The organism is Patiriisocius sp. Uisw_047 (genome assembly GCF_047730165.1).
Taxonomy (GTDB): Bacteria; Bacteroidota; Bacteroidia; order Flavobacteriales; family Flavobacteriaceae; genus Patiriisocius.
Window position 1 is genome coordinate 1,212,047 of sequence record NZ_CP159834.1, and the last position, 14,797, is coordinate 1,226,843.

Here is a 14,797-nt window from a genome sequence, read left to right on the forward strand (position 1 = left end):
GGGATAAAATTTTATGGACTACGGAAAAGAATTTAAAAACTTTGCAATTAAGGATCAAGGAGTTAGCAGTACTTACTATGATAGTATCTTGACAAGTATGTACCCAGTTGGGCTTACTCCAAACATTATAGAAGAACGCCAGATGAATGCAGTTTCGATGGATGTGTTCTCTCGATTAATGATGGATCGTATTATATTTTTAGGAACAGGTATCAATGACCAAGTTGCAAATATTGTACAAGCACAGCTCTTGTTTTTAGCCAGTGTAGATGCTGCTAGAGATATTCAGATTTACATTAATTCTCCAGGAGGAAGTGTATACGCGGGACTTGGTATTTATGATACGATGCAGTTTATAACACCGGATGTAGCTACGATCTGCACAGGTATGGCGGCCTCTATGGGAGCCGTATTATTATGTGCAGGTGAAAAAGGGAAGCGCTCTGGATTGACTCACTCACGAGTTATGATTCACCAACCAATGGGAGGCGCTCAAGGGCAAGCGAGTGATATTGAGATTACGGCAAAAGAGATCGTAACACTTAAAAAAGAATTGTACGAAATCATTTCAAATCACACTGGTCAAGAATATGACAAGGTATATGAAGACAGTGATCGTGATTACTGGATGAAGGCAGATAAAGCGCTCGAATATGGTATGATTGATGAGATATTAGTCAGAGGTAAAAAGTAATCGTACACAGAGACGTTGTGTTTCTGAGCGGCTTGAATAGTACGAATAAAATAAAGAATTTCCTATTTTAAGGGAATGACAAAAGAGGGATCATGGCAAAGGAAATATTAGAATGTTCGTTTTGTGGTAGAAAAAAACCAGAGACAAATCTGCTTATTGCGGGTCTAGATGCACACATCTGTGATCGCTGTATTGAGCAGGCGCACGGTATTGTAGAAGAAGAAGAAGTACATAAGAAAGGAGATGTCGTTACAAAAGAGCTGATGCTTAAAAAGCCAAAAACGATTAAAGAGTTTTTGGATGATTATGTTATTGGGCAGGAGCATACTAAAAGAGTCTTATCTGTGGCTGTTTACAATCACTATAAGCGATTGTTGCAGCCTAAAACAGATGACGATATTGAAATTCAGAAAAGTAACATCATTATGGTGGGACAGACTGGAACAGGTAAAACCTTGGTAGCAAAAACGATTGCTAGAATGCTCAATGTTCCTTTAGCGATTGTTGATGCAACTGTGTTGACAGAGGCTGGTTATGTAGGAGAAGATGTGGAGAGCATTCTAACACGTCTCTTACAAGCGGCAGATTATGACTTAGAAAAAGCACAAAACGGAATTGTCTTTATAGATGAAATCGATAAAATTGCTAGAAAAAGCGATAACCCATCCATCACGAGAGATGTAAGTGGAGAAGGGGTACAGCAAGCTTTATTAAAATTGCTAGAAGGAACTGTTGTGAATGTGCCGCCTAAAGGAGGTCGTAAACATCCTGACCAGAAATTTATTGAAGTTAATACTGAAAATATTCTATTTATTGCAGGTGGTGCTTTTGACGGGATTAATAGACATATCTCAAAAAGATTGAATTTGCAAGCTGTAGGATTTAGCGCAACGCAGAAAGAAGAGTTTTTGGATAAAGATCATATGCTGAAGTATATCATTCCTAGAGATTTGAAAGATTTTGGGTTGATCCCAGAGATCATTGGTCGTCTTCCAGTGCTGACGTATATGAACCCTTTAGATAAGGCAACATTAAGAGCTATTCTTACTGAACCTAAAAACGCCATCATAAAGCAGTATAAAAAACTGTTTGAGATGGACGACATAGAGTTAGTGCTTACAGAAGAAGCATTAGATTTCATTGTAGGGCAAGCTATTGAGTATAAGCTCGGGGCAAGAGGATTACGTTCACTTTGTGAAGCGGTGCTTACAGATGCGATGTATGAGCTTCCAGGAACAGACACAACGTTCCTTTCAGTGAATGTAGAGTACGTAAAAGAAAAGCTAAACAAGTCCACTATTAAAAAACTGAAAGCAGTTTCTTAAATAGTGCGCATATAATTACCAAACGCTCCCTTTGATACTTTTTATCTGACGGGAGCGTTTTTATTTAAGTCACTTTTTTGCTTTATAAACTCCTAAAATTTACAGCCCACATAGGCATTGCACTTATGCTAACAGTGGTCAAACAAATAGGAGGACTTATATATTTGTTAGTGCTTGTACTAATAAAACGCACGGTTTCTAAACACCACTTAAAAAGAATGGTTTATTTGACTGTGCTCTATTTGTTAGCAACATGTGTGATTGTACCTCCCTTAGCTTCAATTTATAGACGAGAGCCCGTCATAGCGAATGAGGCCATCCAGGCGCATTATTTCTTTTATAAACTTATGAATAAAACTACGTAACATAGAGTTAAGTGCTCTCTTAGAAGAAGTAGTATTAGATTTTCAGCGGAAATATCTCGTCGTCCAGCTCGTGCATCTTGATGCGAATTTCGCGTTTATTGATTGATTCCCGCTCTTACCACATTTGAGCCATAACGATGGTAAAAAGATATACATCACACTACGCTGCAAAGATCATGTGAATACTATCACAAACCGAAAACTTTCGGCAAGTGGCTACGGGGTTTTTGAGGACCCACTAAATATTGAATTTAATCAAATTTCAAAGTGTATGGAAAATAGCTACTGGCAATACGACTTTCCAAAATATGTAACACTCAGCACCATAAATAAAGATCTTATATTTTCCGAAGAAGGAACACGTGCCATTACTTTGAGTATCTTAAGGCAAAAAAGCTCACGTAAATTATTGATAAAACTATGTCAGGATGACCATATTCTTGTAAAAGTAGAATGAAAACATAAAAAAACCCTTTAATTGCTTAAAGGGTTGGGTATAAATGTATGTATTTTACTTACGGTGTAGCTAAAAGAGTTTTAGATTTCTTATTAAGAATTTTTTGTTCCATTAATTCTTTCTTGTTTTTTAGCGTGTAGCCAGCTATTTCAGAATCACTCTTCTGAAAATTTTGAGTTGTCCCACAAGCCGAAAATGCTCCTGTGAAGATAACTGCTGCTAGTATGAATATTAGTTTTTTCATTACACGATATTGTTGCTTTCTACACTACAAATTTATGGAGTAAGAAAAGGACTACCAATATTTTTAGATGTATGAAGGGGATTATCGTTGAAATGCACGATTCGCTCTAATTACAAGTATATCCTGTAAAAGCAGTGTATTTGAACCTGTTTTTAAGCACTATAATTGTGTTTTTAAACGGGATTTGGGTTTTGGAGTTTATTTTTTAAGTCAAATACAGTAGTGAAATGAGCGATTAAAATGTCTTGTTTAGAATGATAAGCTCTTCGAGATAATCTCTGGTATTTGATAATCTAGGTACTTTGTGCTGGCCCCCTAGTTTATCTTTTTCTTTGAGCCAATCATAAAACAGTTTTTCACGGGCGCTATGCACTTTAGGAGCGTTTAGTGTTGTATTGTTAAAACGCTTTGCCTCATAGTCACTATTTACTTCTTGCAACGCTTTGTCTAGCATTGCAGAAAATGCAGCAAAATCTCTTGGAGGTCTTTTAAACTCAATCATCCATTCGTGTGCACCTTTTTCTTTACCCTCCATAAAAATGGGGGCCGCAGTGTAATCTACAATTTCGCATCCAGTAGCGTGGGTTGCTTTACGTAAGGCCGCTTCTGCATTTTCAATGATCAGTTCTTCCCCAAACACGTTAATATGATGCTTTGTTCTTCCAGTTACTTTTATATGATAGGGATTCACAGAGGTGAATCGTACCGTGTCACCCACCTTATAGCGCCATAAGCCGGCATTAGTCGTAATGACAATAGCGTAGTTTGCGCCAACTTCCACTTCGCTCAAAGGGATTACTTTTTGTTGCGGACTCCCATAGGTGTTCATTGGGATAAACTCATAGAAAATCCCGTAGTCTAGCATTAATAAGAGTTCTTTGTTTGCGTTTCTGTCTTGCAATGCGAAGAATCCTTCACTGGCATTATAAATTTCGTAATATCTAAAATCATTTTTAGGCAGTATCTTATTATATTGCTCTAGATAAGGATCGAAACTCACACCCCCATGAAAATAAACTTCAAGATTAGGCCAGACATCAAACAGGTTGCCTTTTCCGGTAGTTTCTATAACATTGTTTAATAAAACTAGCATCCATGACGGCACGCCCGCAAGGCTAGTTACATTTTCTTGAATCGTCTCATTCACAATGGCCTGCATCTTGACTTCCCAATCACCCATTAATGATATTTCATTACTAGGTGTGCTGCTATATTCTGCCCAAAAAGGCATATTGTCTATTAAAATAGCAGATAAATCACCATAGCTGGTGCCATTTTCTCGGTATAATTCTTTGCTGCCACCTAATCGTAAACTCTTTCCTAAAAATAATTGTGAGTTTGCATTGTTATTGAGATACATACATAACAAGTCTTTACTTGCTGCATAATGGCATTGCTCTAAAGATTCTGTGGAGACTGGAATAAATTTGCTCTTTGCATTTGTAGTTCCGCTAGATTTTGCAAACCATTTTATAGGAGTTGGCCATAATATGTTGCCTTCGCCACGACGGCTTCGCTCGATGTCACTCTGTATTTCTTCATAGGTAGTGACGGGTATGCGATCTGCAAATTCACGATAGGTATGAATACTGCCAAAGTCATATTTTTTTCCTATTTCCGTAGTACTAGCGCATTGCAGTAAGGACGTGAGTAGTTCTCCCTGAACTTCGTTAGGGTATTTTAGAAATAATTCTATCTGGTGAAATCGCTTTTTGAGAAACCAAGACGCAACAGAATTGACTAAAGGGATTGGCATTTTTTAAAGTATCTTTAAGGTTTAAAAATACAAATTTTATGCATTATAAAGGTGTTCTTACTAAAATGAAAACCGAAAATGGAAGTCCTATCCAGTACTACCTGGTATTTGAAAATGACTTCTTGCATGTAAATCAATTGCTAGACAAACACTTGTCTATTCATTTTGTGGGATATGAGTGCTTAAATTGTAGCTTGAATAAAGAGATTTATCGCCAAGGTTTTTGCCGTCAATGCTTTTTTGATATCCCACAAGCAGCAGACTGGATAATGAGACCAGAACTAAGCCAAGCACATTTAGGTATAGAAGACCGCGATTTAGCCTATGAAGAGAAAGTGCAACTAAAACCGCATATAGTATATCTTGCTAATAGTAGTAATGTAAAAGTAGGTGTAACACGTAAGACACAAGTACCTACTCGATGGATAGACCAAGGAGCACACGAAGCTATAGAGATTCTAGAAGTGCCCAATCGGTATCTTGCAGGGATTGCTGAGGTGGCATTAAAAGAGCACGTAGGTGATAAAACCAACTGGCGCACGATGCTTAAAAATGAAATACAGGATGAAAATCTAGTCGAGTGGCGCGATAAACTAAAAGCTTTTATTCCAGTAGAAGCAATGCCTTATTATCTAGAAAACAATGCTGAAACCAACCTAGAATTTCCTGTGCTGAAATATCCAAAAAAATTAAAAAGCTTGAACCTAAAAAAAACACCCCAATTTAGTGGAGTGCTTAAAGGCATAAAAGGACAATACCTCATTTTTGAAGATGATACTGTTTTTAATGTGAGAGGGAGCGAAGGGTTTGTGGTGCAATTAGCTATTGCCTAATCCCGTAGTGTCAAATCTAACTGTAAATTATATCACCGATGGGGCAACCTCTGCATATGTAATGTTGGTTAATACTACTACGAGTGTTTCAAATAACAATAAATTAGAATTCGTGAAAAATTTACATATAATATTAATATTCTTATTTGTTGGTCTTTATCAAGGGATAGCCCAAGACCCTCAACTTTTTGAAAATGATTGGTATTTACAGAAAGTGATTATTGATGATAATGATGTTTTCCCGCCATTTGAGAGTGTAGTAGGAGAACTTTATTTTACTACAGATTTAATAGAAGTGGTACACCCAAATTGTGAAGAAGCATTAGGAGGTTCTATAGAATATTTACCAAATAATTTTTTCGAGTTAAATAATGCAGAAGTAGCACTTATAGGAACTTGCGGGAATCAAGCCGTTCTTGAGTTCTTGGATCAACATTATTCTATTTATAGGACAGAAGGAAATGATGGTACTGCGAAGAACCCATTTAACTAAACCTTAGAGCAAGAAGGAGATATAGTTACTCTCACAGTTACTAATGTAGAAGGTGATCAAGGGGTCTATACCAGTGCGTTATTGGGTGTTTTGCAAAATGAGTTGAGTAATGTTGTTTTTTATCCTAATCCAACACAAGATGTTGTTACGATCACGAGTGGTCAATTATTAGAAAACCTTTCTGTAACTATATATGATGTAACTGGTAAAAGTGTTTTAATTAAAAGTGCAATGAGTTTTGATACATATACGCTTGATATAGCAAGCTTTACATCTGGGGTTTATTTTTTAGAACTTGAGGCTGCAAATGGGTTAAAAAAAGTGGAGAAGATTATTAAGTTGTAATCAAATTGTCAAACTGAGCCTGTCGAAGTTGTTAATTAAGATAATCAAAAACCTTTCGACAGGCTCAAGGTGACATTTAGAGTTTATTAGTGTTTTACATAAGTTCTTTCTTCTTTCAACAAAGTGGTCTAAAAATCTAATTCCCTGTACTATCTTTTTTCTTTTTCCCAAAAAGATTCCCTAATCCATTTTTTATGACATCTTTAATCTCTTCTTTTACTTCTTCTTCAGAAGTAGGAATCGTCGTCGGGATGCTAGGAATAGAATTTCCAGTTGAGGTCGAATCTTGTGGGGTATTTTTCCCTCCAGTTAATAGGTCTTTTATAGCAGAAAGCCCTCCATCTTTAATCTGGTCTTTTTGCGCTGCAATAATCTGCTGCGTTAATTGAGATATTGCTGCATTCGTGTTAATCCCTATTTCTGGATTTGAGAAGGAACCTTTTAAAGTAACCGGCAATGCTACAGTCATTGTTTCTGCATCTGCAGCGTTAAGTTTAGCTAGTAAGCCACCTACTTGATTTCCCATGTAACGAGCAGGAACATCAAGACTTAAACTGTAGTCCATCGTTTTGTCAAACTTGTGACTCCCAGATGCTGTTACTTGTATTCCTTTTACATCAAAGTTAAAAGGCGCGACTTGTATACCTCCATCTTTAAAGGATAAGGCGGTGGTGACATCTCTTAAGCCTATATCGTCGAGGTCTATAAAGTTAAGTTTTTCATCGAGTTTTGAAAGCAGCGGAGACTTTTCTCCACTAAACTCAGCCGTAAGTATTTGAGCGATGGCATTACCACTTAGAGACTTTAAGTCTGGCGTCATTTCTTGGGTAAGATTACCGCTAAGCTTTAAGTTGGTGCTTAAAATGCCATCTAGGTTTTGCATAATTGGTGCTAGAAATTCTAAAAGTTTCAATTCTTTAAACGATTGAGCGAGGTTTACTTTGCTCAAATCAAGGTCCATCGCAAAGGTTGGTGTGCTATTTTGGGTATTCACATTTCCGCCAAAAGCAATATCACCACCCAGTATTTTTGAGGTTACATTTTCTAAACTTGCCGTTTCGTTTTTAATAACAACAGAACCTCTGGTATCTTTTAATTCTAGGTTGTCATAGATAACCTTGTCTGCGGTAAAGTTAAGACGGGCATCGAGAAAATCAGGAATTTTTGCCCCAGCAACTTCAGTGCTACTTTCAGATGTCTTGCCTGAGGTTTCATTTGTGGACGTTTCCGCAGTCATAAAATCATTGACATTAAAGTTCTTAGAGTTGACATTAAAAGTACCTTTCAAATCTTGCTTAGACATTAAAAAAGGGATGAGGTTCTGTATCTGCCCAGAAGCAGCAATGTCTGTGGCCCCAGAAGTTGCCTCGAGTTGCGTCAATAGTATGCTGCCAGCCTTCATGTTAATCCCTGCTGTTTTAATATTAATAGGGTTTTTAAAAGCTGGATCATTATAGGAGAAATCTGTTAAACTTGCCGTTCCGGCTGTATTAATACGGTTGTATTGTTCCGTATCAATCGCTTCCATGTCAAAACGCGCCCGGGCATCTGCAAAGAAAACACCAGTCAAATCTTGATCAAGTTCTATAGGCAAAACCTTCTCAATATTTGCCAAGTTGAGCGTGCCTTTCATCGCGAGATCTACAAGCATATTTGTCGTGAGGTTTTTTATGCTTCCGCTTGTTGTAAAAAGCTCGTCGTCTATTTTAAATGAAACACCGTTGAGCATCACATAGGTGTCTTGCATACGTCCAGTAGTGTTTATTAAATCTGCACTTATAGTAATGTTTTCTACCGCCTTAGGCAATGCTGCATATTTAAAAGAAGCGTTGTCACTGCGTATTTTGATATCCATCGTCGGAATGTGGTTGTCGTCTACAATCCCCTTGAATACCCCATTCACAGTAAAGTTCCCGGTTGTTGTTACGCCATCAAGGTTCTTTACATATACTTCTGGGATCACCGCCAGAAAGTTTTTAAAATCTGAAGATGGGGTTTTTATCGTAAGATCCACCTCGTTATTAGTCTCATTCAATTTTACAAACCCATCCAGGGTTAGGGGCAATTGATTCACTCTAGCCTCATTCTCTTTAAAGGTGTATTTTTCATTTACGAGATCCATCATAATAACCGCGTCAAGTGTCACCTTGTTTTTATTTAGATAGGCGATATCACCTAGCTTATAAGATACAATAGCCTCGGTTTTTGTGTCTAATTCTGACGTTGCTAAAGAAAAATCTCCTTTCCCAGTATGATTAACATCTGTGAGTATCAAGAAATTTTCCGTGCTTTCGTCTAGGTAATTAATGCGTGAGTCTTTTAGCTCGTAGCGTTTTAAATCAAAACTAAAACCAGCGTTACCTGTTGTTTCATCGGTCAGTGGCGCGTCATTTTTTATTGCGACATCATAGTTGGCGTTCCCCTCTTTGTCCACTTTTATATTGATAAAAGCTTCTTCAAGATACAAGGCATCTATTTTAATGGACTCGTCTTGTGTTTTAAAAAGCTGCGTCACCCCCATATCTAGGGTTAAAATTTTTCCGCTCGCTAGGGTGTCTCCCTTAAAAGGTGCGTTATTCATCACACTAAAATTATTGATGGTAAGGGTAGCATCTGGAAAACTGCTAAAAAGAGAGAGGTCAAGACTTTCCCATTCAACAGTCGCATTTAGGTTTTCGTTGATGGTTTTCTTCACTATTTTTTCAATAGAATCCTTAAATAGAAAAGGCGCTGCAATTAATGCGATTACTATTAAGAGTAAAAAGATTCCGATTATTTTAAATACTTTTTTCATTGCTGAAATGTTCTTGAGTTTATATTATTTTTGAAGCACTACAATACTAACGTATATTGAATAGGATGGTTTCAAAGGCGAGCAAAAAATCTAGAAGAATAGCTGTCCTTTTTTTACAATTGTGGACAAAGATAGCGGTCATTCGTTTCGATTTAGTTAAATTAGTATTAAGATTGCAAACCTCATTTTTATCATTAAAATCACAGTACCATTATACTATCTAACATCACATATTTAGGGCTCGGCAGTAATCTGGGCAATCGCTTTGAGCATCTACAAGCGGCGGTTCAGTTGCTTTTTGAGCGTGTAGGCTCTGTAGTTAAAATCTCTTCAATATATGAAACGCCTGCCCTTGGTTTTGATGGTGAGGCTTTCCTTAATTGTGTGATACAAGTAGATACAACCCAAACTTCTTCTAGACTGCTTTCTGAAATTTTAAAAATTGAAAAATGGCTAGGAAGAGAACGAACAGCAACAGAGGGGTATAGCTCACGCGTAATCGATATAGATATATTGCTATATAACGATGAAGTAATAAATAAACCTAATTTACAGGTGCCTCATCCAGAGATCCTTAATCGCAAATTTGTATTACAGCCTCTTGCAGAAATTGATAACGCGCTTATCATCCCTGGTAAAGATATGAGTACACAAGAACTTCTTGCAGAAACAAAAGACACCAGTGAAATTATAAAACAATCAAAATGGCTGCGCAACCCTATTAAGGATTTTGATTTTAACGCCATTAATTATATTGCTATCGAAGGAAATATAGGAGCTGGAAAAACGAGTCTTGCCCATTTATTGTCTGTAGATTTTAATGCTAAGCTCATTCTAGAGCGTTTTAAGGACAATCCCTTTTTGCCTAAGTTTTACGAAGACCAAGCGCGGTATGCTTTCCCATTAGAAATGTCTTTTTTGGCAGATAGGTATCAACAGTTACTAGAAGATATAAAGCAATTCGATTTATTTAAGGAACGGGTGATAGTAGATTATGATGCATATAAGTCCTTAATTTTTGCGAATATTACTTTGCAAGACGAAGAATTCAATCTCTACAAAAAGCTATTCTCTTTAATGTATAAAGAGTTGCCTAAGCCGGATGTATATGTTTATTTATATCAAAACACAGATCGATTACTGGAGAATATCAAAAAACGTGGCCGTGACTATGAAAAGAGCATCAAGGCAGAATACCTCAATAAGATTAATGATGGTTATCTAGAGTTTATAAAAAATCAACACACGAGCAATGTTAAAATTATTGACATTTCAGACATGGATTTTGTGAAGAATAGAGCGGATTATTTATCTATTGTGAGGCAAATCTTAGCCTAAGAAAGCGTTAGCTTCTTAAAAAAGTCCCAAACAACAACCCCCGCACTTACTGAGATATTGAGGGAATGCTTGGTCCCAAACTGAGGAATCTCAATCACCGCATCACTGGCAGAAACTATCGATTGTTGGACTCCCTTAACTTCGTTACCAAAAACTACAGCATATTTTTTATTTGATCCAATCTCATACTCTTCTAGAGAAACAGATTGCTCTGCTTGTTCAATGGCACATACTATTACTCCTTCTTTTTTCAAAGATGCTATGAGTACATCGGTGCTTTCTACGTACTCCCACTTCACACTCTCTGTGGCGCCAAGTGCCGTTTTCTGAATGTCTTTATGTGGTGGCGTTGCGGTGATCCCGCAGAGATAAATTTTCTCAACTAAAAAAGCATCTGCCGTTCTAAATACAGAACCAATGTTATTTAAGCTCCGTATGTTGTCAAGTACAATAATGAGCGGCGTTTTCTTCGCTGCTATAAATGCGTCAACATCTACACGGTCGAGTTCGCTATTTTTGAGTTTTCTATGTTTCATAAGTAAATTCCACAAATGTTATTATTTTTTAAAAAGGAAGATTTGTAAGGTCTACATTTCCGCCAGAAATAATGACACCCACTTTTTTATTTTTAAAGATGCCGGGGTTTGCAAGTATCGCTGCTAGAGGGACGGCACTCGAGGGCTCCACGACTATTTTCATATACTGCCATATGAGTTTCATCGCGTCAATAATTTGCTGTTCTTCAACAAGCAGAATGTCATCTACAAATTGTTTAATAATGGGAAAATTTAGATCTCCTAGGTGTGTTCTTAGACCATCCGCCACGGTTAGCCCTCCATTATTAAATTGAATTTCCCCAGCTTGTAAAGAACGTTTTGCATCATCCATCGTAGCAGGTTCTGCGCCAATGGTGATGCAGTTATTGCCAAAAAAATGGGCCGCAATACAACTACCGCCTATTAAACCTCCCCCACCAACAGGTGTCGTGATACAGTCGAGATCTGGTTGTTTTTGTAACAGCTCATAAGCCGCGGTTCCTTGACCTAAGATTACATTATAATCGTTAGAAGGATGAATAAACGTTGCGCCTTTTTCCTGTACTATTTTTTCTGCTTCGGCTTCTCTTGATGCAAGCGTAGGTTCAGAAAGAATAATGTGGCCACCGTAGGTTTTTACAGCCTCTATTTTAATCTTAGGAGCATTAGACGGCATCACGATATAGGCTTTGATGCCTAAGTTACGAGCTGCAAGCGAAATAGCCTGTGCAAAATTACCTGAAGAATGTGTCACCACGCCAGCTTCTTTTTGAGCAGCTGTTAATTGCAAAATAGCATTCACAGCACCGCGCATTTTAAAAGCACCCATCTTTTGAAAATTCTCACACTTGAAGTACAATTGTGCACCCGTAAGGCTATTCATCAATGATGAAGTTAAAATGGGCGTTTGATATACATAATTATGTACGCGCTTCACTGCGTCAATAAGATCTTGTTTGTAGTCTACTACCATAAGACAAAGATAAGGCTCTAAGTTACTTTGTGCCTTTATAAATCTGAAGTTTACTTTTTAAGGAGAATGATATTAAATAGAAAATGGAAAGTGCTATCCTTTTGCAATGATATCTGCTAGTGAAGTATTCTCAAGAATATTCAACGTACTATCACGTACCTGAATCATTAAGCTATGTACACTGCAAGCATCTTCGTCGGGGCAATCGTCACATTTTTCGTAAAAGTTAAGACTTACGCAGGGAACCATAGCAATGGGGCCTTCAAGCACACGATATACTTGTGCGATCTTAATATCATTTGCGTCTTTTAGTAAATAGTAGCCGCCACCTTTTCCTTTTTTCGAGCCTAAAATTCCAGCTTTTCTGAGCGTCAGTAAAATACTCTCTAAAAACTTTTGAGAGATGTTTTCCGAAGATGCAATCATAGAGATCTGAGTAGGGTCATTCTTTTCTTGCTGAGCAAGAAAAGTAAGTGCTTTGATTCCGTATTTAGTTTTTCTGGATAACATCGTCACGAAAATACACAGTAAATATTTCATGTTCAAAAGCAATTTTCATTTTAGGAGATAAATAGTAGAAATTTAGTATTTCAGAAGCAACAATTATGCAGCCTGAGGTCAAGCACAATAAAATAAAGTCTATTTTTGCAGCCTAAAGAAATGACTATGAGTATTGTTGCCATTGTGGGGCGTCCTAATGTAGGGAAAAGCACTTTTTTTAATCGTATGATACAACGTCGTGAGGCTATTGTAGATGCGGTGAGCGGCGTGACGCGAGATCGTCATTACGGTAAAAGTGATTGGAATGGAAAGGAGTTTTCATTGATCGATACAGGAGGATATGTAAAGGGAAGTGATGATATTTTTGAAGCAGAAATCGACAAGCAAGTCGAGCTCGCTATCGATGAAGCAGATGCCATTATTTTTATGGTGAGTGTTGAAGATGGTGTGACTGGAATGGATGAAGATGTTTTAAAATTACTTCGGAAAAGTCAAAAACCGTTTTTTGTAGCGGTTAATAAAGTAGATGCTGCCAACCGTCAGAACGACGCGGTGGAATTCTACAATATGGGAATTGAAAAATATTACACACTATCGAGTATTAACGGAAGTGGTACAGGAGATTTACTAGATGATCTAGTTTCTGCACTGCCTATGGAAGATGAAAAAGAAACAGTAGAATTACCTCGCTTTGCAGTAGTAGGTCGTCCTAATGCTGGTAAATCATCCTTTATTAATGCACTTATAGGGCAGGATAGATATATCGTGACAGATGTTGCGGGTACTACTAGAGATAGTATAGATACGCGTTACAACCGTTTTGGTTTTGAGTTTAACCTGGTAGATACTGCTGGGATAAGACGTAAGGCTAAAGTGAAAGAAGATCTTGAATTTTATTCTGTGATGCGCAGTGTAAGAGCTATTGAACATAGCGATGTGATTATCCTTGTTTTTGATGCCACTCGAGGTTTTGATGGGCAGGTTCAAAATATACTTTGGCTCGCACACCGAAATAATAAAGGGGTGGTGATCTTAGCAAATAAATGGGATTTAGTAGAGAAGGACAATGAGTCTGTTAAGGAGTTTGAAAAACACATTCGTCAACAATGCGAACCTTGGGTAGATGTGCCTATTGTATTTATGTCTGTTTTAAACAAACAACGTATTTTTAAAGCGATAGAGACTGCCGTTGAGGTATATCAAAACCGTAGCAAGCGAATTAAAACAAGTGTGCTGAATGACACGATGCTACCTATTATAGAGCGTAATCCGCCGCCAGCGTACAAGGCGAAGTATGTGAAGATAAAATATATTACGCAACTGCCTACGCCGTATCCGGCTTTTGCATTTTTCGCAAACTTACCGCAATATGTAAAAGAAGCATACAAGCGTTTTCTGGAGAACAAGTTGCGCGAAGAGTTTGATTTTAACGGAGTTCCTGTGACCATTTATATTAGAAAGAAGTAGCTAATTAATTGCTCTCCAAATTTTGGTGTGTTGTTCTTTTATGTTACCTTAACTCCTATAAATGGAATGAATTATGAAAAAGAATAATATTGGATTAGAGAACAAACACGTACTTGTGCTTAGTGAAAAGCTTAATGAGCTGCTCGCTAATTATCAATTCTTCTATATGAATGCTCGTGGTTTTCACTGGAACATTAAAGGGGATAAATTTTTTGAACTACATGTGAAATTTGAAGAATTGTACACAGATTCACAATTAAAAATTGATGAAATCGCAGAGCGTATTCTTACCCTTGGACAAACACCACTTCATACGTTTGAAGATTACGCACAAAAAGCTAAAATTAAACCTGAAAAGAATGTTTCCGATGGTGTACAAGCCATCAAAAAAATTCTTGAGGCATATGAAATATTACTACCATTAGAAAGAAATTTACTACGGCTTTCTGCAGATAGTAATGATGAAGGGACGAATGCATTAATGAGTGATTACATACGTGAGCAAGAAAAATTGATCTGGATGTATTCAGCATTTGTAGCGAACGATTAAAGAATTTCAGAAAAAATATAAGAACCGCATTCATAAGGATGTGGTTTTTTGCATTTCTAAAAGATGTTAATAAAACGTTAAAAACTAAATCCGTTAGACTAGAAGACAAGATCTTTAGTTTTACTA

General features: G+C 37.2%; 15 protein-coding genes. 9 read left to right on the forward strand and 6 right to left on the reverse strand.

The annotated features are described in order from the left end of the window. Window positions 1-13 precede the first annotated feature (13 nt). The 3 genes from clpP to ABXT71_RS05375 all read left to right on the forward strand — a co-directional run bounded on the left by clpP (window position 14) and on the right by ABXT71_RS05375 (window position 2,841). The gene (gene clpP, locus ABXT71_RS05365) at window positions 14-694 is read left to right on the forward strand and encodes an ATP-dependent Clp endopeptidase proteolytic subunit ClpP (RefSeq protein ID WP_415372821.1); all 681 of its coding nucleotides are present in this window, start codon (window positions 14-16) and stop codon (window positions 692-694) included. 92 nt (window positions 695-786) lie between these two features. Further along, the gene (gene clpX / locus ABXT71_RS05370; protein WP_415372822.1) at window positions 787-2,019 is read left to right on the forward strand and encodes an ATP-dependent Clp protease ATP-binding subunit ClpX; all 1,233 of its coding nucleotides are present in this window, start codon (window positions 787-789) and stop codon (window positions 2,017-2,019) included. A gap of 489 nt (window positions 2,020-2,508) precedes the next feature. Then, complete coding sequence (locus ABXT71_RS05375) at window positions 2,509-2,841, forward strand: hypothetical protein (RefSeq protein WP_415372823.1); 333 nt, start codon at window positions 2,509-2,511, stop codon at window positions 2,839-2,841. A 58-nt stretch (window positions 2,842-2,899) separates the two neighbouring features. Here the strand turns inward: ABXT71_RS05375 and ABXT71_RS05380 are convergent, their stop codons facing one another. Continuing rightward, a complete protein-coding gene (locus ABXT71_RS05380) occupies window positions 2,900-3,085 on the reverse strand; it encodes a hypothetical protein (RefSeq protein WP_415372824.1) in 186 nt (61 codons plus the stop codon). Between the two features lie 235 nt (window positions 3,086-3,320). Next, complete coding sequence (locus ABXT71_RS05385) at window positions 3,321-4,841, reverse strand: GH3 auxin-responsive promoter family protein (protein WP_415372825.1); 1,521 nt, start codon at window positions 4,839-4,841, stop codon at window positions 3,321-3,323. 38 nt (window positions 4,842-4,879) lie between these two features. Here ABXT71_RS05385 and ABXT71_RS05390 point away from each other — a divergent pair, with 38 nt between their 5' ends. From ABXT71_RS05390 to ABXT71_RS05400, 3 genes are all read left to right on the forward strand, one after another. Next, window positions 4,880-5,674, forward strand: coding sequence for a DUF2797 domain-containing protein (locus tag ABXT71_RS05390; protein WP_415372826.1), 795 nt, complete (start codon window positions 4,880-4,882; stop codon window positions 5,672-5,674). Window positions 5,675-5,786: 112 nt separating this feature from the next. Further along, the gene (locus tag ABXT71_RS05395; protein WP_415372827.1) at window positions 5,787-6,167 is read left to right on the forward strand and encodes a hypothetical protein; all 381 of its coding nucleotides are present in this window, start codon (window positions 5,787-5,789) and stop codon (window positions 6,165-6,167) included. An 81-nt stretch (window positions 6,168-6,248) separates the two neighbouring features. Then, window positions 6,249-6,512, forward strand: a complete 264-nt coding sequence (locus ABXT71_RS05400) for a T9SS type A sorting domain-containing protein (protein WP_415372828.1) — start codon at window positions 6,249-6,251, stop codon at window positions 6,510-6,512. Between the two features lie 136 nt (window positions 6,513-6,648). Here the strand turns inward: ABXT71_RS05400 and ABXT71_RS05405 are convergent, their stop codons facing one another. Continuing rightward, the gene (locus tag ABXT71_RS05405) at window positions 6,649-9,306 is read right to left on the reverse strand and encodes an AsmA-like C-terminal region-containing protein (protein ID WP_415372829.1); all 2,658 of its coding nucleotides are present in this window, start codon (window positions 9,304-9,306) and stop codon (window positions 6,649-6,651) included. Between the two features lie 225 nt (window positions 9,307-9,531). Between ABXT71_RS05405 and folK the strand changes: the two genes are divergently transcribed. Further along, window positions 9,532-10,644 (forward strand): 2-amino-4-hydroxy-6-hydroxymethyldihydropteridine diphosphokinase, encoded by a 1,113-nt coding sequence (folK, locus tag ABXT71_RS05410; RefSeq protein WP_415373067.1) that lies wholly within the window; start codon window positions 9,532-9,534, stop codon window positions 10,642-10,644. Here the strand turns inward: folK and ABXT71_RS05415 are convergent. The 3 genes from ABXT71_RS05415 to ABXT71_RS05425 form a co-directional block, all read right to left on the reverse strand. After that, window positions 10,641-11,180: an RNA methyltransferase gene (locus ABXT71_RS05415; protein WP_415372830.1), complete on the reverse strand. Its 540-nt coding sequence runs from the start codon at window positions 11,178-11,180 to the stop codon at window positions 10,641-10,643. The genes folK and ABXT71_RS05415 overlap by 4 nt on opposite strands. A gap of 28 nt (window positions 11,181-11,208) precedes the next feature. Beyond that, window positions 11,209-12,153, reverse strand: a complete 945-nt coding sequence (locus ABXT71_RS05420; protein ID WP_415372831.1) for a pyridoxal-phosphate dependent enzyme — start codon at window positions 12,151-12,153, stop codon at window positions 11,209-11,211. A gap of 93 nt (window positions 12,154-12,246) precedes the next feature. Then, window positions 12,247-12,663: an RrF2 family transcriptional regulator gene (locus ABXT71_RS05425; RefSeq protein ID WP_415373068.1), complete on the reverse strand. Its 417-nt coding sequence runs from the start codon at window positions 12,661-12,663 to the stop codon at window positions 12,247-12,249. 156 nt (window positions 12,664-12,819) lie between these two features. Between ABXT71_RS05425 and der the strand changes: the two genes are divergently transcribed. Together der and ABXT71_RS05435 are read left to right on the forward strand one after the other, a co-directional pair. Further along, window positions 12,820-14,121, forward strand: a complete 1,302-nt coding sequence (gene der, locus ABXT71_RS05430; protein WP_415372832.1) for a ribosome biogenesis GTPase Der — start codon at window positions 12,820-12,822, stop codon at window positions 14,119-14,121. A 73-nt stretch (window positions 14,122-14,194) separates the two neighbouring features. Then, complete coding sequence (locus ABXT71_RS05435; protein ID WP_415372833.1) at window positions 14,195-14,671, forward strand: Dps family protein; 477 nt, start codon at window positions 14,195-14,197, stop codon at window positions 14,669-14,671. Window positions 14,672-14,797: the final 126 nt, after the last annotated feature.